Source organism: Piscibacillus salipiscarius (genome assembly GCF_042685285.1).
Lineage (GTDB): Bacteria > Bacillota > Bacilli > Bacillales > Alkalibacillaceae > Piscibacillus > Piscibacillus salipiscarius.
This window is the reverse complement of sequence record NZ_JBHUMZ010000021.1, coordinates 1-20343: the sequence shown is the minus strand read 5'-3', so window position 1 is coordinate 20343 and position 20343 is coordinate 1. Positions and strand designations below refer to the sequence as shown.

Genomic DNA, 20343 nt, shown 5'->3' with positions numbered 1-20343 from the left:
GTCATTCCTCCTTCGTTAAAAAAGCCAGTCTTTACCCGGGAAAAGGAGTAAAAACTGGCATCTCATCTGTTGCATCAAACCATGCAGGTCAGTGCCAGATGCAATTATGCTAAAAGTGTTCAGAGGAAGGGATCTCCTCTACATATATAATTATAGATTATTCCGAATATTTTGTAAATGTTAAATAGAAATTTATAAACATATACAAAATCGAACAATCATAAAAATCGTTGATATCTAGAGAAGTAAGCTGCTCAATTTTTTTAAGTCTATAAGTGAGTGTATTACGGTGAATATATAAACTTTTAGCAGCCCGGCTCACATTCATCTGGTGGTCACAGTATTGGACGAAGCATTTCGCAAGCTCTACAAAATCCTCTCGATTGATAAAATTTGAAAAAAAGTTCTCGAAGTAATCCCATGTTTCTAGATTAATATCTTCTGGTATAAGCTTGGACAGTACCTCCCAGTTGTGGTAATGATAAATTTCTCCTGAAACGTTGTATCGATGAGCGAGTCGAAACAACTTTTCAGCTCGTTGGTATGATTGATGTAGTGTATAAAGTGAATGACTTACTGTTCCTGCAGAAAAACAGGTGGGAATTTGTAAATCACTTAAGCACTGCTGACATTTAGATGCTTGATAATGGAAGGTGCTCGCAAATTGGTCTATATGTTTGTCTGAAACAACTGATTTCCATAAGACTAGCTTTTCATAACTAATAAATGTACAAAGATCATGTTTGGCATGAAAGAAATCTCTAACGATAGACGTAATCTCGAGCTTTTTTTGTTCAATTGGGGTAAGAGTTTGTTCAGCATAATAGATAATCGGACGATTCAGCGTGATGATGACGACGATACGCTTTTGCTCGATCGAAATCTTTAAATCACTAGCGTATTGCCTTGTCTGTTCTGTGTCTAGCTCATTATTTAATAGAACATACTGGGCAAATCGTTCAATTGTATGGGAGTATAATGAATCTTGTTGTGATTGATAGATTTCTTTCCAAAGCATTTCGACATAGTTTTTGAGTAACAGAGCATAAGGTTCAACTTCTTCAGGGTCACCGATAATACCTAATACTCCAACTGTTTTATAGCCGAACGTTAACGGCACGGCAATACCAGGCAGGACATTGTCATACTGTTTAACCGTCTCTTCATCGAATTTAACGGGTTTTTTAAGCGAAATGACTTTCTTTGAAGGTGAGTGGATGGTACCAATTCGTTCTTGATTTGAATCTCCGATAATTTTACCGTGTTCGTCCGTTAGACTAATAGGAAATGGAGATTGTTTTGAAATCGCTTTCACAATCTTTTGTGCAGACTGCACTAAGCCTTCGATCATAACCACCTCACTTATATGGTCTCTTTCTCAATCTATAACATTCTATTAACTTGTCATCGCAAAAATTCGAGCTCATTTTCTGTTAAAAATCAACATAGAAATCAAAATAATTAACGTGTAAGTTTAATATAATCAGAAAATTCAGTTTAACGCAAGGGGGCTTACGATGAATCAGAAGAGTGATCTTATTATTATAGGTGGCGGCGTTATTGGGTCAAGCATTGCTTATCATTTATTAAAAGATGGTTTTCAAGGTGACATCACGATTTTTGAAAAAGATCCTGTCTATGAATTCGCAGCCACACCAAGAAGTGCAGGTGGAATTAGGCAGCTTTTCACAACCGAGATTAATGTCAAAATTAGCCGCTATAGTCTACAAAAATATAAAACGTTCCCCGAAGATATGGCAGTAGGTGGAGAAAAAGCCAAAATAGATTTTAAACAAAGAGGTTATTTATTTTTAGCTGAACATGAAACTCTTAGTGAATTAGAAAAGCAAGCCAAGCTTCAGCAGAAATACGGCGTGCCTTCGGAGCTATTAACCCCTGAGGAACTTAAAAACATTATTCCAGAAGTGAACACGCATGACCTAACAGGTGGTTTATACTGCGCTGAAGATGGCTACCTGGACCCTTATTCTGTGATGCAGGGTTATGTGAAAAAAGTTAAAGAATTAGGTGGTCAATATGTACAAGATGAGATTTATTCCGTAAACAAAGAGAAAGGCCATGTAACAGGCGTCGTAACTAAAGACGGTATGATTTACTCTGCACCAATCGTGATTAACAGCGCTGGGGCGTGGGCTCAAATCATTAGTGAAAACAGTGGATACCCACTTCCGATCGTTCCATTAAAAAGGCAAATCATTCAGTATGATATTGCTGAACCATTAGAGAAACCATTGCCATTAACCGTAGACCCTACAGGTGTTTACTTTAGGCATGAAGGAGACAGTTTGATTACAGGTTATTCTGAAAAAGTAAAACCTGGTATCGACTTTACGTGGAAGCGGTCATTCTTCGAAGAAACGTTGTGGCCGATTCTAGCAAACCGCGTTCCTAATTTTGAACGAGCTAAAATTATAAGCGGCTGGGCTGGGATGTACAGTCATAATACTAAAGACCAGAATGCCATTATTGGAGAGCATCCTGAATTGAAAGGTTATTATCTTGCTTGCGGATTTAGTGGACACGGGATGCAGCAAGCACCAGCAGTCGGGCAGGGGCTCGCGGAGTTAATTATAAACGGCCGATATGAAACCATTAATCTATCACCTCTTAAGTTTGAGAGATTTAAGACGAATGAATTGGTCATTGAAGGAGCCGTTGTTTAAAGGAGGATGTCCAATGAAGTATTTAAATGAAACGGATATTTGGAAGTGCGTCACGATGACGGATGTGATTGATTCGATTGATGAAGCGTATTGGCAATATGAGGAAGGGAACTTTAAGATGCCCACAAGATCTCAAATTCCTGATGGTGACAATACGTTGATTTTAATGCCTTGCATTTCGAGTGCAAGTATTGGAACAAAATTAGTGACATCGTTTCCTCACAATCAAACTCATCCAACACTTCATAGTTTAGTCATTTTAAATGATAAAGATAATGGGTCTATACAAGCGATGATGGACGGGGCTTTTTTGACTGGACTAAGAACGGGTGCGATTGGTGGTTCTGCTGTTCGTCACTTAGCTAAACCAGTTGTTAAAACACTAGCTGTGGTTGGAACAGGTGTACAAGGATATTATCAAACTCTAGCAGCATGCTCAGAACGGGATTTTACGGATATTTATTTTTATAATCGATCATTACATAAAGTCCCTGATTTCATTGAACAACTCAGGCCTCATTTAAATCCAGAAACTCGACTTCATATTTGTTCGACAGTTGAAAATGCCGTTCGTGACTCAGATGTCATCATTACGGCGACAACTTCTAAAACACCCGTCTTACCAGAAGATGAATCACTGTACTATGGCAAGTTGGTCATAGGTGTAGGATCATTCCAGCCGGCGATGCAAGAGTTTCCAAATAGCTTATTTAGGTCAGCACAAGCTTATTATATAGATTCTCACGATGCAAAAAAAGAATCAGGGGATGTCATTAATCCAATTAAACATGGCACCATTCATGAATCCCAGATCCAAAATTTTTCCGCAGTTATTAAAAACGGTATTCAATCCAATCAACTGAATTACGAAGAAGGGAGTGTGATCTTTAAGTCCACTGGTATGGCATTGTTTGATGTCGTATGCGCGTCAGATATATATGAGCGTGCTAAAGAATTAAACGTTGGTACGGAATTATAAAATTGGAGGGATACGATGGGGATTATAATAACCGAGTTTATTATTTATTGTTTGATTATACTGGGGATTGGTTACATCTATAGTAAACAAAGTAAGACGCAAAATGATTTCCTGCTTGGTGGTAAAAAACTTCCTGGCTGGGCACTTGCCTTTTCTGAACGTGCAACTGGGGAGTCTGCATGGTTGCTTTTAGGATTTACAGGATTCGTATTTGCTTCAGGACTTTCAGGAGTCTGGGTAGCTGTCGGAATTGCACTTGGTATTATCTTTGCTTGGTTATTTTTAGCGAAAAAATTTATGGAAGAAACAGACAAGTATAACGCACTCACGCTTCCCGATTACTTAGCGAAACGATTTGGTCAGAAGGCAAAATTAATTCGCTGGCTAGCTGGTACCTTAATTGCAGGTTTCTTAATGTTCTATGTAGGAGCGCAGATGGCCGGGGCCGGGAAAATGTTCTTAATCACGTTTGATTTACCTCCGACTGTTGGAATCGTCATTGCAACGGTCATTATCATTTTAATTGCTTTCGGTGGAGGATTCATTTCAGTCGTATGGACAGATATGATTCAAAGTGTCATGATGGTCATCACGTTAGTCGTTTTACCGATTCTGGCTTTATTTTATATTAATGCCAATGATTTATCGATTTCACAATCATTACAAACAGCAGGAAGCTCATTTGATTCGTGGTTTGGCGGATTAACTGGCTTTTCTTTAGGTGTTTTATTCTTTAGTAATTTTGCCTGGTTCTTTGGTTTTTTAGGTGGGCAGCCGCAGTTGAGCGCTCGTTTTATGGCACTAAAGAATGAAAAGGAAGTACGACAGGGGACCATCGTTGCGATTGTCTGGACAATCCTCGCTTATGGTGGTGCCTTTATGATTGGGATTACCGCTATCGCAATGTATCAGCAAGGGTCTTTTGCCGATGTTGAAACAATACTTCCTACTATGATTCTTCAGTTAACGCCTAACTGGATTGCTGGGTTACTATTAGCCGGGATTTTGGCCGCCATTATCACAACAGCCAACTCGCAGCTATTAGTTGTCACAGGGTCGGTTAGTGAAGACATTATTCATAAAGCATTAGGCTTTAAGCTAACAGAAAAACAACTTCTATGGCTATCACGTTTTTCAGTTTTAGTGTTCGGTATTATTGGAATGGTCATTGCGTTAGTTTCTGATTCGTTATTATACCTTGTTGTTAGCTGGGCGTGGGCCGGCGTCGGATGTACACTTTCACCAGCCATATTGATGACCTTCTTCTGGAAAAAGTACTCGAGTGCAGGCGTGATCGCAACGATTTTAGCCGGTCTAATTTCAACGATTGTTTGGATCAGCACGCCACTAGAAGAAATGATGACATCCCGTTTTACAACGTTCTTCATTGCAGCAATATTCGGGATTTTGTTCAGTTACCTTATGCCAGATGAGAAAGAGGAAACTGACGCTGCTCAGAATGTATCGTAAGAGGGTGCTTACGGCAAGTTTTGAGTGATTAACGTCAAGTTTGCAAAAAAAGCACGGATCACTTCGTCATCGAGTGTTCCGTGCTTAAATTATTTAATAGCAGAAATTAAAATTTTCCTCAATAAAAAAGATAAGGCATCTGGCAACTCTTCTAGCCCTTGGACTAACAAATGCTCACGACCATAAATATTCTTCATGAGTAATTCTTCGACTTCCGTTATCGGATCTTCAGATAAGAAAACTCCAATGACATCGAGACCTTTCTTGCGCGCATTAAGTACGGCATCGTGTGTGTCGATGATACCATTCTCACTGTAGTTGTAAGCGGATGGTTCACCATCTGAGAAGACTAATAGCACTTGATGCTCTGCTTGATACTGCATGAGTTCTTCAGCTGCCACCCTAATACTGAACCCATCCCGGTTATCTTCTTGCGGCTCTAGTTGCAATATTTCAGGTCCTGACTTAGGATTGAGAGAGTCATGTTGATGAATGACTTTATGAAAATAATTAGGCTGCTGTGCATCGTCTGATTCAAATCCGTCTTCCCAAAATCCAATAATGCTATGAGGGATTTTTAGCTCTTTTAAAACTTCATGGAATAAAACAGTGGCTTTTTTAGTTTCTGCCATTTTGTTCATCATGGAGGCAGAGCAGTCAATTAGTAACGTGAACACGGCATCAATGTCTTTCGACTTCTGATCTTTCTTATAAAAAACTCTTGGGTCATCATCAATGATTAATGGCAGTAATTGTTTTTTAGATAACCTGCCCGATATGAGGTGGTTTCTCGCTGCATTTTGCTTATGCTCAAGCGCCTGGTCAATCGTTCGCTTTAGCTTTAGTTTTTCTGCTTGAATCTCTTTGACAATCTCTTCGTATTGATGAACGTCATCAACGGATGGCGTAGAAGGGTCTACGTCTTGCTTCGTGGCTTTGAGATGATCCTTTCCATAACGCCCCGTTTCTCCAGACTTTTGCTGTTTCTTTTCATCTAAGTTTTCTAAATCAGAATAATCATATTCTTGGCTTTCAGACGAGAAGCCTTGCACAATCGCCATGGCTTGATCGCCTTCTTCAGTTTCGCGTGCCCCGTCACCTAATATATTCGATTTCGTCCCTTGATCAAGCTCATATCTTAGGAAGCTTTGCGACCTATCGCTATTTTCATTTTCACGATGCCAAGTAGAAAACTTCTCATCTATGACTTCGTCTTGGTCATTAACATCCTCTTGGTCATCATTTGAAAGTGAATCCGTTCTCGTTAGTTCATCAAACAATAAATTATTTTGAAAATCGGCTTCATGTTTAATTGGCATAACAAAATAACGGTTCACAGCATCCTGATAATCCGCTTGAATCATCGTAATCATTTTCATCGTTAAATTTACAATATCACGTGTCGATTTCGCTTCAAATGACTGAAAAAGGTAGGGCTGTAGTTGCTCTAAAGTATTTCTTTGCTTTTGATTCGCATTTGGAAACGACTCGAAAGGTGAATTTGACGTTAACTTTAGATAAATCATACAAAACAATTCGTCTGTCGGGTAATTACGCGTGACATTTGTTTGCAATTGTGTTTTAAAATAACGTCTGTAGGCCTGATGTCGTGTTTGGAAAAATGAAACTGTGCCAACACGCGTTTTTCGAATAAATTCTTCTAATCTCAAATCTTCTAATAACGTAAAAAGCTCTGTTGCGAAATTAGGAATGGATGACTCTTCAATAAATTTGTTAAACTCATTAACATCCTTCAAATTAGTTTGTGTCATTGTCCCTAGGGCTCTAAGCCAAACGTCGGTTTTATACCCCGCATGTCGTTCTTCCTCACTAAAATAATCCCAAAAGTGGCTTGCTGAAATCTTTCGGTCTTTAACATTAATATAGTGACCATATTGGTAATCAAACTCCAGGTCAGGAACTTTTGATAAAACAGAGGCTAAGTCCTGTAGCTCAGTAAAACGTTTCGCATCGACAATCGATTTATCAAACTTCATAAGAACCTCCTATGATCCAAACAACATATCAGCTAAGTTTCGAACAACATCTTTTTCTCGATCATCTTCTAATTTATCTGTAATGGCGCGTTTAATCGCGCGCTTAGGTGGAATCATTTCGCTTAAATCACAAGCATCAAGTAACGCACGAATACTAGCCGCATCCTCTGAAACTTTGCCTTGCTCAGTTGCCGAAATCAGATCTTGTGATAACTGAGCAAACTGGTTAATGAGTTTGTCGTCGTTTAAATTCGTATGATCTTTAATGAGACTTTTAAGTTGTTCACCTTGAAGGTACGAGACATCAATAACAATGAAGCGGTTTTTAAGAGCTTCGTTTAAACGTGTCGTTCCGATATATCCTTCGTTTATCGCGGCAATGACATTAAAGCCTTCTTTAGCTTTAATCACTTCGTTTGTGAGTGGGTTGGTTATCTGGCGGCGGTAATCGAGCACGCCATTAATCACGGGAAGAGTCTCAGGCTTCGCCATATTAATTTCATCAATATATAAAAAGTGACCATTTTTCATCGCTTGAACGAGGGGACCAGGCACAAAATCAATCACCTGTTTGCCATCTTTATAGTCAATCGTTTTAAACCCGACAAAACTTTCAACATCTAAATCCACTGAGCAGTTCACGCTAAATAGTGGTTGGTTGAAGAGGGCTGATAAGGTCTCAGCAAGCTTTGTTTTACCTGATCCAGTTGGTCCCTTGAGTAAGATGTTTTTTCCTTGAGCGATGGCGACAATTAAGTCAATGAGCACATCTTGATTTTGCGGGATATAGCCGCCATTTCCAACCAGGTGGTCAAAGTCCGTTTCATTCGTTAGCTTATATTGATCAATCAATTTTGTTATGTTCTGTGGTAAATCTTTAGTAATATCCATATCGACTTCTCTCACTCCTGTACGTCAGTCTACCCGAATTGTACTATACAATGGTGCTTCAGGCGAAATCTTACACTTTATTACTTCGGTTTCCGTGATATAATGTAGTCAGACAAAAGGGGAGGAATGGATATGAGAAAGGACCTGCGCTTTCGGATTGCTCATCGTGAAGCGCTCATAGGTGTCGTGCTGGCCTTGATTAATATCCTCTGGTGGTACGGCTTTGCATATGGATTAGGTAGTAAGTCTCCTGAAGAATATACATATATATTGGGATTTCCAGCATGGTTCTTCTGGAGTTGCATCGTTGGTTTTCTCGTAATGGTTGTACTTGTCATCTTAACGGTTAAATTTTTATTAACAGATGTTCCTCTAGATGACGGGGAGGAGGAACAGACAGAATGAATTGGGATGTTTTAATACCTTTATTAGCTTTCTTAGTTCTTATTTTTCTTATTGGAGTTTGGTCGAATAGAAAGTTAAAAGAGTCGAAGTCATTTTTAAGCGATTACTTTATTGGAAGCCGTGAACTCGGAGGGCTCGTACTCGCCATGACCATGGTGGCTACATACGGAAGTGCTTCGAGCTTCTTAGGAGGTCCAGGGGCAGCTTATAGTATTGGACTTGGCTGGGTGCTCCTTGCGATGACGCAGGTTGCAACAGGGTATTTTGTTTTACTTATTTTAGGTAAAAAATTTGCTATCGTCACAAGACGCTATAATGCCGTTACGTTAACGGACTTTTTAAAAGGACGATATGAAAGTAAAACAGTTGTGATTCTTGCTGCTGCAAGTATTATGATCTTTCTGTTTTCAGCTATGGCAGCGCAGTGGATTGGTGGGGCTTATTTAATTCAATCAATCACCGGTTTGAGCTACATAGGTGCGTTATTTATATTTGCAGTTGCGGTACTTATTTACGTGATTATTGGAGGCTTCCGTGCCGTATCCATTACCGATACGCTACAAGGGATCGTGATGTTTTTCGGAACGTTGTTGTTATTAATTGGTGTTGTGATTGCTGGCGGAGGCCTCGATCAAATATTCACTGATTTAAGAACGGAAAACCCTAATTTAGTGACGCCTTATGGTCATGACGGGAATTTATCAGCTCTCTATGTGTCCTCATTTTGGATATTAGTGGGAGTTGGAGTTGTCGGACTTCCGCAAGTTGCTGTCCGTGCGATGTCATATAAAGATTCGCGTTCCATGCACAGAGCGTTAATAATTGGGACGATTGTTGTTGGGTTTATTATGTTAAACATGCACTTAATCGGTGTATTCGCAAGGCCTGTTCTACCAGGGATTGAAGTAGCCGATCAAGTCATCCCGCTGATTGCACTTGAGGTCCTGCCTGGATGGTTGGCTGGAATCGTTCTAGCTGCACCACTCGCAGCGATTATGTCGACGGTTGATTCACTGTTACTCTTGGTAAGTTCTTCCGTGGTGAAGGACGTGTATATTAATTACGTCAAACCTGAAGCGACTCGAAAGCACGTTGAGAAAGTAAGTTTTGGAGTGACAGCTGTGATCGGTATCATCGTGTTTCTAATGGCCATCCAGCCGCCTGACTTTATTATTTTCTTAAATTTATTTGCGTTTGGCGGACTTGAAGCGGCCTTTATTTGGCCAGTCGTGTTAGGGCTTTATTGGAAGAGGGGAAATAAGTACGGAGCAATTGCCTCAATGATCGCAGGTATAAGTTCGTATATGGGTATTCATTTTTATAATGAAGCCTATGGCAACTTATTAGGCGTTCACACGGTGACACTACCTGTTTTTATTTCGTTAATAGCATTCGTTTTAGTTAGTTTAATAACCAAACATCGCGTTAATCCAGTTAATGCGATTTAATTAGGAGAACTTTTGCGTTGTAACGCAAAAGTTTTTCGCTTTTTGGGACACTTTGTATGCGTTTTGGGACATAATCGCCTTTGATTAGGAATCGAATTTTGTCGAAACGGGGTATCGGGCTTCATTTATGAGACAATGAGGTCCGTTTATAGGACATTGCCCTCAAAATATGAGACATTTGAACATGAAAAAACCCGCGATTCGCTCGCGGGTCTGACTTTCAATCAATTATTTTTGCATAACTTCATCGATTAAACCGTATTCTTTAGCTTTTTCAGCTGACATGAAGTTATCACGATCTGTATCGCGTTCAACAACTTCTAATGGCTGACCAGTACGTTCAGAAAGAATCTGGTTTAGTTTCTCACGCATTTCAACAATACGTTTTGCGTGGATTTGGATATCAGCAGCTTGACCTTGAGTTCCACCTAATGGTTGGTGAATCATTACTTCACTGTTAGGCAGACCATAACGTTTTCCAGGCTCACCAGCTGCAAGTAGGAAAGCACCCATAGATGCTGCCATACCTACACAGATAGTTGATACGTTTGGCTTGATGAACTGCATCGTATCGTAGATTGCCATACCTGCGGTGATAGAACCACCAGGTGAGTTAATGTATAAGGAAATATCCTTCTCTGGATCTTCAGCTGCTAAGAATAACATTTGCGCAACAATTGAATTTGCAACGTTGTCATCAACTGGACCACCTAGCATAATAATGCGGTCTTTAAGTAAACGAGAGTAAATATCATAAGCACGTTCTCCGCGGTTCGTTTGTTCAATAACTGTAGGAATTAAATTCATTCTCATTTCCTCCTTCTACAACCTTAATTATTTCTACACTTTTATCTTACCCTTTTGGTCAATAAAGGTCAAACAAAATAAATCGTAGATATACACAAACAATTTTCCCATTAAAATAAGGAAATAAACGTGTCATATTTTATTTATATGTACTTGAAAGTATGCTTGAATTATAACCAAAGTAGAAGTATAATTACAAATGCATTTCAAATTGACTTTGCCCTCGTGGTGTAACGGATAACACATAAGATTCCGGTTCTTACGATGGGGGTTCGATTCCCTCCGAGGGCGTAAAATAAAACCTAATGAATAGCCTAAGTTCTTTATAGAATAGAGAATTTAGGCTATTTTTTTGTTTGTGATACTGAATCATATAATTTATTAAATTAATGGTTTTTTCATGATCAAATAAATCCAAAACTATAATTTATCGTAAAAAACTACTATTTTTAAAGGTATTATTGATGTGTACTTATAATAGATAAAGTAGAAGTAAAAGTCTCAATAATTAAACTGAATGATAGTCTATAAACTCGTTGTAAATAGATAAAATTATCCAACATTATTTTGAAAGGAGGTACATTGAATATGAAAGTAACACGAATTGATCATGTGGGTATCATTGTTAATGACCTTCCTGTAATGAAAAAATTCTTCCTTAACTTTGGTCTTGAGTTAATGGGTGAAGGCGAAGTGGAAGGTGAATGGGTGGAGCGAATCATCGGTATTCAAGATGTTAAAGAAGAAGTTGTTATGCTAAGGACACCAGATGGAGAAGCGAATATCGAACTAGTAAAATTTTATAACCCTAAGGATGAAAATGGCATCCAGAAGCCTTTGGCCAATACGTTAGGCATCAGGCATATTGCTTTTGCAGTTGAGAATATTGAAGCTATTGTTTCTAAAATTGAGAGTGAAGGTGCAACTCTCATAGGTGAAATACAAAATTATAAGAACTCTTATAAACTTTGCTACATTCGTGGGCCAGAAGGAATTATCTTAGAATTAACTGAGGAAATCAAATAAATTAGAACCTCAAAAAATCTAGGTCTAAAAACTTCAAACTATTATTTTATAGTTTATAAGAATCCTAATATTAATAAAGTATTCCTTGGCAGGAATATTGCTATAATCGTATATTCCTTTTGTGAAATATTAATCTTAACGTAGTAGGTGAAATTTTTTGTGGTATCTACAAGATTATCTTAAGGATTCTCAATAAAAATCTAGGAGGAATTAAAATGGGAACTCAGGTTGAATTAACTCATACTTTCAATGCTCCACGTGAACTGGTGTTTAAGGCATTCACCGAATCAGAACATCTACAAAATTGGTGGGGACCAGAGGGATGGGTGTTTCAAGTTGCTAAAGCGGATTTCCGTCCAGGCGGTGTCTTTCATTACAGTCAGAAACCTGTTGACGGTGATGTAATGTGGGTGAAATTTGAATACAATGAAATGATTGTACCAGAAAAACTCATTTATACGAGTTATTTTTCTGATGAAGAAGGTAATGTTGTTCGGGCACCTTTTAATGAAAACTGGCCACTTAAAATTAAGAATACCTATACGTTCCAGGAGCTTGATGGAAAAACGATCCTTATGATGACAGGAACTCCAGTTTCTGCAACTGAAGAAGAGATTAAAACCTTCAAACTATCACAAAAAATGTTTAAAGAGGGGTTTTCAGGAACCTTTACCCAGTTAGAAAATTATATGTCAACAAAGTCAATATAATAAGGAGGTCTTTATTTGAGTACACCAAAAATTATTATAGCTGGATGGTATACAGTCGAACCGAGTAAACGTGACGAAGTTGTTAAGGCGCATGAAGATTTAATGAACCGTGCAAGGCAAACTCCTGGATGTCTTGATCTAGCTATAACTGCTGACCTGGTTGACCCTGCACGAATCAACAATTTTGAATCATGGGCATCAGAAGAAGCACTACAAGCATTTCGTAAAGTAGCAAATCCCCCGAAACAGATCGCCCCAATCTTAGAAATGGAAATGTCGAAGCATCACATTAATAAGACTGAACCTCCATTCTAAATAACTAATTGATATAAGAAGAAGGTTATAACAGTGGCCGAAAATAACATGTAACATTTATGTCTAATAATCGTCTATAAACTAAACAAAAGAATTTGGGGAATAATCATGTTTAAAAAAATAAGTGTTTGGTTTTTATTCACCTTATTATTAGTCAATCTATGGTCTGCACCATTAGCTCACGCAGCAGATTCAATTACTACAACTGATGTTGACGAATACGTTAAACAATATCTGGATCAAAATGGGTTACCTGGCGCTGCCGTTGTCATTGTCAAAGACGGTGAGTTAATTTATGAAAAAGGTTATGGTCATGATTCTGAAGGTAACCAACTGACCGCTAATACTAAAATTGGTTTGGCTTCAGGAACGAAACCGTTTACTGCATTCGCGGTATTACAACTAGTCGATGAAGGTAAGGTTGAATTAGATGAACCTATAACCAGTTATCTATCAAATCTAACCATTTCAGATAATCGGTGGGACCAGGTGACAGTAAGGCACCTTTTAAGTCATACATCTGGTTTGCCTAATCCCACCATTGTTGGGCCGGCTTTTACACTTAAAGAGGGCGTTGAACGTTTGCAAAACTGGGAATTAAAAACGGATCCTGGTGAAAATTATTTTTATAGTAATGCAAATTACTGGGTTTTAGCTTATTTGGTCGAGCAAGTTAGCGGAGTGTCATTTAATGATTATTTAACTGAAAATATTTTCTCACCACTTGAGATGAGAGACTCCATATCGTTAGTAAACTCAGGTGATATTTATCATGAAACTAGTATTCCTCAAGGTTATGTCACGCTATATGGTACGGCGATGCCATGGACAGAGCTTGAGAAAATGTTTAGTGGTTCGGGAAGTATTTTTACAACCGCTCATGATATGGGCAAATGGTTAGCCATGCACACGAATAGTGGCAAAGCGGCTGGTGGGGACCCATTATTATCACAAAGTTTACTCGAAGAATCATATGCATCACAAACAAAAAATAATCGCTATGGATTAGGTTGGTCACTAAGTACGTCAGGTACAAAACCACCACGAATTTCTCATAGTGGTTCTATCTCTACATTTCAATCACAACAAGATATCGTTCCAAGTAGTGGCTATGCTGTCGCCGTCTTACTTAATAGCTTCACTCCAACGTTCGAGCATGCTTATGAGATTAGCTCTGGCATTATTAATATAACTGAAGGAAACCAACCAGAAGTAGGGACGTCTTTACCTAAGGTCGCTGATTTTTCACTCGGTTTTTTAACAATACTTTATTTGGTATTAGGTATTAGAGGCATCTTTCGAAGTAAAAAGTGGACTGTTAAACGGTTAAAGCACCCTATTTGGAGATATGGTTTTCGCTTAATACCTCAAGCTTTACCAGTAGTGTTAATAGGTTGGTTACTTTTTATAGTTCCGACACTTCAGAACAACAGCTCAACTACACTGGATGCATTTGGACTATTCCCAGCAGCTATGATTCTACTGGTAGTAGGTTTTATATTTGGATTGATTCTAACGGTTTTAAGAATTTTTTATCGAATAAAACTGAACTAGTTAATATTGTATCGAAAATGGCATTTAAATATAATTATTAAATATTCCTTGACAAGAATATTCCTTATAAGGAATAATATAATTAACTACTAGAATACACTTTAATCATCCTTTGATTTGGAGGTGGCCAATAAAGTGCTGAGTGATTGTTGAATATTTGGATGTAAAAAACTTTGAGTAGGAGCTGATCAACATGAACGAACAAACATTTAGTGCACTAGCAGATTCTAATCGATTGGATATTATTGATTTATTACTAAAAGAGCCACAATCAGTCGGAGAAATCGCAGAGAAACTTGAACTCAACCAACCTCAGACATCAAAGCACCTTAAAGTATTAAATGAAGCGGGGCTTGTTGAAGTTCAACCTGAGGCCAATCGTCGAATTTATAAATTAAAAGCAGAATCGTTTCAGGAAATAGATCGATGGCTCGACTCTTACCGTAAGATGTGGGAAGCACGTATGGATCGGTTGGATGATTATCTAGATGTATTACAAGGGAAAAAACCTTTGAATTAATTTATTAATGGAGGCGTTATGATGTCAATTCAAGATGTTAGTTCAAGAGTAGAAGGAGATCGAGTCTTAATACTCGAGCGTACATTTGGGGCACCGCGTGATCTTGTATTTAAAATGTTTAAAGAACCTGAACACCTTAAGCATTGGTGGGGCCCTGTTGGCTGGGAGTTACCTTATTGTGAGATTGATTTTCGACCAGGTGGGACCTGGCATTATTGTATGAAGTGTGTTGATCGAAATCAAGGAGACTATTACGGCATGGAATCTTGCGGCAAAGCCATTTACAAAGACATCATAGAGCCAGAAATGATTGCATATACAGATTATTTTTCAGACGTTGATGGGAATATCGATGAGGAATTACCGGCTTCTGAGGTCGTAGTGGAATTTATTGACTTAGGGGATGAAACGAAACTGGTTAACCGCGTAGAATATGCGTCTGCAGAAGGACTCAATACGGTCATGGATATGGGTATGCTTGAAGGTATCGCGCAAACTTGGGATCGTCTCGAAGAACGCCTAGCGAAAGTAAAATCTTAGGAGGCATTAATTTATGATGAATCAAAAGATTGTACCGCACTTATGGTTTGATGACCAAGCAATCGATGCGGCAGAGTTCTATACGAATATCTTTCCGGATTCAGAAATTACTAGTTTATCTACCGTTAACGATACGCCATCTGGAGATAGCAGTATAGTTTCCTTTGATTTAGCGGGTTTTTCGTTTATGGCTATAAATGGTGGGCCGCATTTTAAATTTAACCCCTCCATTTCGTTTATGGTTAATTTTGATCCTTCTAAAGATGCTAATGCTGAAAAAAATTTAAAGTGGCTATGGGATCAGCTTGCAGAAGGCGGAACTCCACTTATGGAATTGCAAGAATATCCATTTAGTAAGCTTTATGGTTGGATTCAGGATAAATATGGTCTGTCATGGCAATTTATTTTAACTAATCCAGAAGGTGAAGAACGTCCATTTATCATTCCATCAATGATGTTTGTTCAAGATATGGCTGGCAGAGCAGAAGAAGCGAGCGACTTTTATCTTTCAGTATTTAACGATACAAAGAGAGGATTAATCGCTCGTTATCCAAAAGGTATGGAACCAGATCAAGAGGGAACAGTGATGTTTACTGATTTTATGCTTGAAAATCAATGGTTTGCAGCTATGGACAGCGTACAAGAACATGACTTTAAATTTAATGAAGCTATTTCACTTTTAGTTAAATGTGAGCAACAGGAAGAAATAGATTACTATTGGGGGAAGCTTTCTACGGACCCTTCAGCAGAACAATGCGGTTGGTTAAAGGATTCTTACGGGGTCTCTTGGCAAATATGGCCCGAAGTGATGGGTGAAATGTTGTCTAAGGCAGAAGGTGAACAAAAAGAACGATTAACCAAAACGTTTCTTCAGATGAAGAAATTTGATATTGAAAAATTAGAAGAAGCTTATCAGGGAAATATTTAAAACAGGCACCAGTCAACTTTGTTGGCTGGTGTTTTAATGTCTTTTTTATATAGAGCCAATAAAAAAGATTAGGTGTTATGTTAATATTTAATATAAATACTATCGCTTTAATAGAAGGGGTTATGGATTAATGCCAATAGATAATCTTAGTAGTCTGAGTCGGGATTTAAGGGAAATCGAGAGAGAGTTTAAAGCGAAAATTGAACCTCATCGTTCAGATTTATGGGGATATTGTTATAACCTTACCAAATCTCCCTGGGATGCGGAGGACTTAGTACAAGATACTCTACTAAAATCCCTCTCTGTACTTGCTAAACTTTATCAACCTGTTAAGTCGAAATCTTATTTATTTAGAATCGCCACCAACTTATGGATTGACCAAATAAGAAAGAATAAGCTGACTTATAACCCTTTAGATGAACAGAATGTAATTGATGAGTCATCCGAAAATGATCTTCATTTAATTGAAAACTTAGAAGTTTTGATGAATATTTTATCTCCTACTCAATATGTCAGCCTAATTCTTACTGAAGCGTTTGGTTATAAGGGGAAAGAAGTGGCAGAAATTATAGGTACTACAGAAGGTGCTATACATACTAATTTAAGTAGAACCAGAAGTAAGCTAGAAAAGTATAATGCCAAAATTACAGATATAACTACTCAAAGATCTCACGTTGAGAAAGTTAAACCTGACCACACTATAAATATAATGCTCGAAGGTTTCAGAAATAAGGATACCACTTTAATATCCTCAATATTAGATGAAAATATAGTTACAGATATAACACATTCTGGAATAGAATTTGGAATTGAAGAAACTAAGAAAAATTCTTTAAGCGATTGGAAGGAAATTGTTCACAACCAAGAGACAATCGTGGCCGAGTATAAAATGCTATGGGGTCGTCCAGTTATTGTTGAGTTAGAAAGGAAGTTAGATAATCAACTATATTTAAACAATGTTCATTACGTTGAATTCAGTGAGGGGAAAGTAACTTATTGGAAGTTTTATTGTTTCGCTTGGGACTTGATGAAATTGGCCGCTAATGAATTAGAAGTTAAATTAAATGCAAAATATTTCTACAATATTTTTTAAAATACATGTAAGGTTTTCAAACCCAATCTCGTTTTATATAGTGAACCCTTTGAAAGGGAGCATATAAAAGGAGAGTGGGAAAATAATGATTAGCCCAATTAAAAACCAAATAAACACAATCTTTGTCCATGTAAGTGATTTAGAAAGGTCGGTTAAATGGTATTGCCAATTACTTAACCAAGATTATAACCTTTCTACAGTTTCGAAGCCGGTGTATAATGTGCGAATTAACGATTATACAGGTTTGACATTAGATGCAGGACCATCAGGAGAAATAAAAACAGTAGCGCCCTCACCGTATCCGTTGTTTAATTTCCATACTGATAATATTGATGAATCATATGAATACGTGAATAGCCTGGGTTTTAAAAATCTATCTAGCATCATAAGATTTCAAGATTTTTCATATTTTACAGTCAGTGATCCAGATGAAAATATAATCATGATATGTACAGGATAAGATAAATAATAAACAAATAACCTCCATCTTAATGTTTATTGTTGATATTAGGTAAAAAAGAACTTCCATAAGTATGGGAGTTCTTTTTCGTAAATTGTCTTTTTTAATCTTCTAACAACCTACCTGCACACCCTATTACGATAATTAACCAACTGCTTTCCGTATATGATGTTCTGTTATCTTCCAATGTGATGTATTCCATAAAATTTGTTGTTTATCAATGAGGAGGATTTGAGGGGATTTATGAGGAATGTTTGTGTCATCTGCAATCTCATTGGATATTCTTCTGTTTTCAATAATCTTCACCATATAGCAATCTATTTTATCTTCCTCTGCCCTTTGGAAAGACTTTAGGTGCTTAAAAGCTCTAGCACTGATTAAACAAGATGTGCTATGTTTATAGACCAATATTGGAGAATTCATCGAATAATTCCATGCATTTCGCCAATCTTCAAGTGATGTCAGTTCATTAATAGTCTCCATTTTTATTCCCCCATTAAGTCTAATAAGACAATTTCCTACCTATTACTCCGATTGTCTAAAATGGAACCGAAGACTAAACCCAACACGATACCGACAGGAATACTAATCGCTACTTGATTAATAGCTACTCCTACGCTTGTGCCAACCGCTACACCAAGAACAATTCCTAATCCACGGTACGATAATTTTCTCATAATAATGTCTCCTTTTGTTAAAATGTATTGGTCCATACACCCAAAAATATCCTTACATTATACGATTTTAAACTGTATACGATACATAAATTTCCCACCTTACATTTGTTAGGTTGCATATTAAATATTACGGCACCATTACTAGAATAATGAAATTACTTTTATACAGTAAACTTTGATCACCTAATTGTATCATATGTATTTTGTATTAAATTACCTTTAATTCAAGTCGTTCATTGTCAATTCATTTCTCTGGTGTTGGATAATTTCCAATATTTGTAACCAAACAAGGTGAATTTCAACTTTATATTTAGAAAGGAGAAAATGTTTATAGATATTCCTATAAGGTAAATAATTATAAAGACCAAAAAAGGAGGGGTTTTCGTGGAAGATCGTGTGAATTATCTTGTGAACTGGATGCAAGATTACGTGGATAAAGCAGGAGCTAATGGAGTCATCGTTGGTGTAAGTGGCGGGATTGACTCTGCTTTAGCTGCAGCACTCATAAAACGAGGTTTCCCTGAAAATTCTTTGGGTGTGATTATGCCGATTGGAAAACCAGTTGACGAGCAGCCAGATGCTTTAGAGCTGGTTAAGAAAAAAGACCTTACCTATTATGGTATTGAGTTAACGAAAGCATACGATGCACAACTAATTTTAATTAAGGAAGCTTTAGCTGACCAGTGGAGTAAAGATACAGAACAAATGGTGAGTGCGAACTTAAAAGCAAGAATTCGTATGAGCACCCTGTATGCAATAGCTCAAAATTTTGGTTATTTAGTAATTGGTACTGGAAATAAAGCAGAAACGTATACTGGATATTTTACTAAATACGGAGACGGCGCATCAGATTTAGAGCCTCTTAAGAACTTAACAAAAGGTGAGGTCTTTGACATGTCAGAATATCTTGGCGTGCCTAATGCGATATTAAATAAAAAGCCAAGCGCCGAGCTTTGGGAAGGACAAACGGACGAGCAAGAAATGGGTGTCTCATATGCACATATAGACTCGTATTTAAAAGGTGAAGAAATCCCTAAAGATTCAATGGATGTGATTGAGCAGCTACACAAACAAACGGAGCATAAACGGAATATTGCTCCAAGTCCTAAACCATATAAAGGGTGAAGTTCAATGGGAAACCATAAGAAAACAGCTCTTCTAATTATAGATATGATTAATCGAATGGATTTTGAAGGGGCAGAGGATCTTTATAACAATACAATTGACATTATTGATCCAATGTTAGAACTTAAGCATTTAGCTAAACAACATGATCTGCCCGTGATTTATGTTAATGATAATTTCGGAATGTGGAAGGAAAACCATGACGAGTTGATTGATTATTGTTTGGAAGGCATGGGTCAAGAATGGATTAAGAAGTTACATCCTGAAGATGATGACTTTTTTATTTTCAAACCAAAACATTCTGGTTTCTACGGTACACAGCTTAAATTATTGTTAGAAGATTTAGATGTGAATCACCTTATTTTAACGGGGATCGCCGGTGATATGTGCGTGTTATTTACGGCAAAAGATGCTTATCTTGAAGGGTGTTCTTTGTGGGTACCGCAAAACTGTATGGCATCTGAAGACACATTTTATAACGATGCTGCCTTACACATTATTCATCGTTTAACACATTGTGATATTTCAGAGTTTACTGGGGAGCTACCAGAACATGAGTAGGGAATAAACGATCAAACTAGAGAATAAAACTGACAAAGTAGCGAAAAAATGGTGTTCTGTAAAGAAAGTGGACACAATTACTCAAAATTTTTTTGATGAGATGATCAACCATCGCAACTTGACATTGAGCCTCTGATTGCGTGCTGTTTAGCC

At 37.6% G+C, this 20343-nt stretch carries 22 protein-coding genes, 1 tRNA gene and 1 pseudogene; 17 read left to right on the top strand and 7 right to left on the bottom strand.

The window, feature by feature from the left end:
- Positions 1-157 precede the first annotated feature (157 nt).
- Positions 158-1351 carry a CdaR family transcriptional regulator gene (locus tag ACFSW4_RS08790; RefSeq protein ID WP_377328734.1) on the bottom strand — a complete coding sequence of 398 codons (1194 nt, stop codon included), beginning with the start codon at positions 1349-1351 and terminating at the stop codon, positions 158-160.
- A gap of 166 nt (positions 1352-1517) precedes the next feature.
- Here ACFSW4_RS08790 and ACFSW4_RS08785 point away from each other — a divergent pair, with 166 nt between their 5' ends.
- The 3 genes from ACFSW4_RS08785 to ACFSW4_RS08775 are packed head-to-tail and all read left to right on the top strand — an operon-like array spanning position 1518 to position 5133.
- On the top strand, positions 1518-2684 hold the full coding sequence (locus ACFSW4_RS08785) for an NAD(P)/FAD-dependent oxidoreductase (RefSeq protein WP_054751665.1): 1167 nt from the start codon (positions 1518-1520) through the stop codon (positions 2682-2684).
- 13 nt (positions 2685-2697) lie between these two features.
- Positions 2698-3663 (top strand): ornithine cyclodeaminase family protein, encoded by a 966-nt coding sequence (locus tag ACFSW4_RS08780; protein ID WP_377328732.1) that lies wholly within the window; start codon positions 2698-2700, stop codon positions 3661-3663.
- Between the two features lie 15 nt (positions 3664-3678).
- Entirely contained in the window at positions 3679-5133 is a 1455-nt protein-coding gene (locus ACFSW4_RS08775; RefSeq protein WP_377328730.1) for a sodium/proline symporter, read from the top strand.
- A gap of 89 nt (positions 5134-5222) precedes the next feature.
- On the opposite strand, the gene ACFSW4_RS08770 is transcribed toward ACFSW4_RS08775, so the two are convergent.
- Both ACFSW4_RS08770 and ACFSW4_RS08765 read right to left on the bottom strand, forming a co-directional pair.
- The gene (locus ACFSW4_RS08770; protein ID WP_054751660.1) at positions 5223-7130 is read right to left on the bottom strand and encodes a nitric oxide reductase activation protein NorD; all 1908 of its coding nucleotides are present in this window, start codon (positions 7128-7130) and stop codon (positions 5223-5225) included.
- A gap of 9 nt (positions 7131-7139) precedes the next feature.
- Positions 7140-8021, bottom strand: coding sequence for an ATP-binding protein (locus tag ACFSW4_RS08765; RefSeq protein ID WP_054751658.1), 882 nt, complete (start codon positions 8019-8021; stop codon positions 7140-7142).
- Between the two features lie 126 nt (positions 8022-8147).
- On the opposite strand from ACFSW4_RS08765, the gene ACFSW4_RS08760 reads away from it, so the two are divergent.
- Positions 8148-8426: a YhdT family protein gene (locus tag ACFSW4_RS08760; protein ID WP_054751656.1), complete on the top strand. Its 279-nt coding sequence runs from the start codon at positions 8148-8150 to the stop codon at positions 8424-8426.
- Entirely contained in the window at positions 8423-9874 is a 1452-nt protein-coding gene (panF, locus tag ACFSW4_RS08755; protein ID WP_377328728.1) for a sodium/pantothenate symporter, read from the top strand. The genes ACFSW4_RS08760 and panF overlap by 4 nt, the downstream gene beginning before the upstream one ends.
- 228 nt (positions 9875-10102) lie before the next feature.
- Here the strand turns inward: panF and clpP are convergent, their stop codons facing one another.
- Positions 10103-10681, bottom strand: coding sequence for an ATP-dependent Clp endopeptidase proteolytic subunit ClpP (gene clpP / locus ACFSW4_RS08750; protein WP_377328726.1), 579 nt, complete (start codon positions 10679-10681; stop codon positions 10103-10105).
- A 219-nt stretch (positions 10682-10900) separates the two neighbouring features.
- Here clpP and ACFSW4_RS08745 point away from each other — a divergent pair.
- The 10 genes from ACFSW4_RS08745 to ACFSW4_RS08700 all read left to right on the top strand — a co-directional run bounded on the left by ACFSW4_RS08745 (position 10901) and on the right by ACFSW4_RS08700 (position 17827).
- Positions 10901-10972, top strand: a tRNA-Arg gene (locus ACFSW4_RS08745).
- A gap of 297 nt (positions 10973-11269) precedes the next feature.
- The gene (locus ACFSW4_RS08740; protein WP_377328724.1) at positions 11270-11707 is read left to right on the top strand and encodes a VOC family protein; all 438 of its coding nucleotides are present in this window, start codon (positions 11270-11272) and stop codon (positions 11705-11707) included.
- A 215-nt stretch (positions 11708-11922) separates the two neighbouring features.
- Positions 11923-12417, top strand: coding sequence for an SRPBCC family protein (locus tag ACFSW4_RS08735; RefSeq protein WP_377328722.1), 495 nt, complete (start codon positions 11923-11925; stop codon positions 12415-12417).
- Between the two features lie 15 nt (positions 12418-12432).
- Positions 12433-12732, top strand: a complete 300-nt coding sequence (locus ACFSW4_RS08730; protein WP_377328720.1) for a putative quinol monooxygenase — start codon at positions 12433-12435, stop codon at positions 12730-12732.
- Positions 12733-12840: 108 nt separating this feature from the next.
- Positions 12841-14286: a serine hydrolase domain-containing protein gene (locus ACFSW4_RS08725; protein ID WP_377328718.1), complete on the top strand. Its 1446-nt coding sequence runs from the start codon at positions 12841-12843 to the stop codon at positions 14284-14286.
- A 193-nt stretch (positions 14287-14479) separates the two neighbouring features.
- The gene (locus ACFSW4_RS08720; protein ID WP_054751651.1) at positions 14480-14806 is read left to right on the top strand and encodes an ArsR/SmtB family transcription factor; all 327 of its coding nucleotides are present in this window, start codon (positions 14480-14482) and stop codon (positions 14804-14806) included.
- Between the two features lie 21 nt (positions 14807-14827).
- Positions 14828-15346, top strand: a complete 519-nt coding sequence (locus ACFSW4_RS08715; protein WP_054751649.1) for an SRPBCC family protein — start codon at positions 14828-14830, stop codon at positions 15344-15346.
- 13 nt (positions 15347-15359) lie between these two features.
- Complete coding sequence (locus ACFSW4_RS08710) at positions 15360-16274, top strand: VOC family protein (protein WP_377328716.1); 915 nt, start codon at positions 15360-15362, stop codon at positions 16272-16274.
- A gap of 130 nt (positions 16275-16404) precedes the next feature.
- Positions 16405-17367, top strand: coding sequence for an RNA polymerase sigma factor (locus ACFSW4_RS08705; protein ID WP_054751647.1), 963 nt, complete (start codon positions 16405-16407; stop codon positions 17365-17367).
- A gap of 85 nt (positions 17368-17452) precedes the next feature.
- Positions 17453-17827, top strand: coding sequence for a VOC family protein (locus ACFSW4_RS08700; protein ID WP_054751646.1), 375 nt, complete (start codon positions 17453-17455; stop codon positions 17825-17827).
- 144 nt (positions 17828-17971) lie between these two features.
- Here ACFSW4_RS08700 and ytxJ read toward each other — a convergent pair whose 3' ends face one another.
- The 3 genes and pseudogenes from ytxJ to ACFSW4_RS08685 all read right to left on the bottom strand — a co-directional run.
- Positions 17972-18310, bottom strand: coding sequence for a bacillithiol system redox-active protein YtxJ (gene ytxJ / locus ACFSW4_RS08695; protein ID WP_279401233.1), 339 nt, complete (start codon positions 18308-18310; stop codon positions 17972-17974).
- Positions 18311-18345: 35 nt separating this feature from the next.
- Complete coding sequence (locus ACFSW4_RS08690) at positions 18346-18504, bottom strand: hypothetical protein (protein ID WP_279401232.1); 159 nt, start codon at positions 18502-18504, stop codon at positions 18346-18348.
- A 179-nt stretch (positions 18505-18683) separates the two neighbouring features.
- A pseudogene (locus tag ACFSW4_RS08685) lies at positions 18684-18798 on the bottom strand (IS1595 family transposase); the annotation flags it as partial.
- Between the two features lie 90 nt (positions 18799-18888).
- Between ACFSW4_RS08685 and nadE the strand changes: the two are divergent.
- Both nadE and ACFSW4_RS08675 read left to right on the top strand, forming a co-directional pair.
- Positions 18889-19629, top strand: coding sequence for an NAD(+) synthase (gene nadE / locus ACFSW4_RS08680; RefSeq protein ID WP_377328714.1), 741 nt, complete (start codon positions 18889-18891; stop codon positions 19627-19629).
- Positions 19630-19635: 6 nt separating this feature from the next.
- Entirely contained in the window at positions 19636-20190 is a 555-nt protein-coding gene (locus tag ACFSW4_RS08675) for a cysteine hydrolase family protein (protein WP_054751640.1), read from the top strand.
- Positions 20191-20343: the final 153 nt, after the last annotated feature.

Coding starts and splice junctions, on each gene's coding strand:
- ACFSW4_RS08690 (WP_279401232.1), bottom strand. CDS start 18,504: ATGAGAAAATTATCGTACCGTGGATTAGGAATTGTTCTTGGTGTAGCG.
- ACFSW4_RS08720 (WP_054751651.1), top strand. CDS start 14,480: ATGAACGAACAAACATTTAGTGCACTAGCAGATTCTAATCGATTGGAT.
- ACFSW4_RS08740 (WP_377328724.1), top strand. CDS start 11,270: ATGAAAGTAACACGAATTGATCATGTGGGTATCATTGTTAATGACCTT.
- ACFSW4_RS08765 (WP_054751658.1), bottom strand. CDS start 8,021: ATGGATATTACTAAAGATTTACCACAGAACATAACAAAATTGATTGAT.
- ACFSW4_RS08700 (WP_054751646.1), top strand. CDS start 17,453: ATGATTAGCCCAATTAAAAACCAAATAAACACAATCTTTGTCCATGTA.
- ACFSW4_RS08675 (WP_054751640.1), top strand. CDS start 19,636: ATGGGAAACCATAAGAAAACAGCTCTTCTAATTATAGATATGATTAAT.
- ACFSW4_RS08705 (WP_054751647.1), top strand. CDS start 16,405: ATGCCAATAGATAATCTTAGTAGTCTGAGTCGGGATTTAAGGGAAATC.
- ACFSW4_RS08790 (WP_377328734.1), bottom strand. CDS start 1,351: ATGATCGAAGGCTTAGTGCAGTCTGCACAAAAGATTGTGAAAGCGATT.
- ACFSW4_RS08715 (WP_054751649.1), top strand. CDS start 14,828: ATGTCAATTCAAGATGTTAGTTCAAGAGTAGAAGGAGATCGAGTCTTA.
- ACFSW4_RS08770 (WP_054751660.1), bottom strand. CDS start 7,130: ATGAAGTTTGATAAATCGATTGTCGATGCGAAACGTTTTACTGAGCTA.
- ACFSW4_RS08725 (WP_377328718.1), top strand. CDS start 12,841: ATGTTTAAAAAAATAAGTGTTTGGTTTTTATTCACCTTATTATTAGTC.
- ACFSW4_RS08775 (WP_377328730.1), top strand. CDS start 3,679: ATGGGGATTATAATAACCGAGTTTATTATTTATTGTTTGATTATACTG.
- ACFSW4_RS08735 (WP_377328722.1), top strand. CDS start 11,923: ATGGGAACTCAGGTTGAATTAACTCATACTTTCAATGCTCCACGTGAA.
- clpP (WP_377328726.1), bottom strand. CDS start 10,681: ATGAATTTAATTCCTACAGTTATTGAACAAACGAACCGCGGAGAACGT.
- ACFSW4_RS08785 (WP_054751665.1), top strand. CDS start 1,518: ATGAATCAGAAGAGTGATCTTATTATTATAGGTGGCGGCGTTATTGGG.
- ACFSW4_RS08760 (WP_054751656.1), top strand. CDS start 8,148: ATGGATATGAGAAAGGACCTGCGCTTTCGGATTGCTCATCGTGAAGCG.
- ACFSW4_RS08710 (WP_377328716.1), top strand. CDS start 15,360: ATGATGAATCAAAAGATTGTACCGCACTTATGGTTTGATGACCAAGCA.
- ytxJ (WP_279401233.1), bottom strand. CDS start 18,310: ATGGAGACTATTAATGAACTGACATCACTTGAAGATTGGCGAAATGCA.
- panF (WP_377328728.1), top strand. CDS start 8,423: ATGAATTGGGATGTTTTAATACCTTTATTAGCTTTCTTAGTTCTTATT.
- ACFSW4_RS08780 (WP_377328732.1), top strand. CDS start 2,698: ATGAAGTATTTAAATGAAACGGATATTTGGAAGTGCGTCACGATGACG.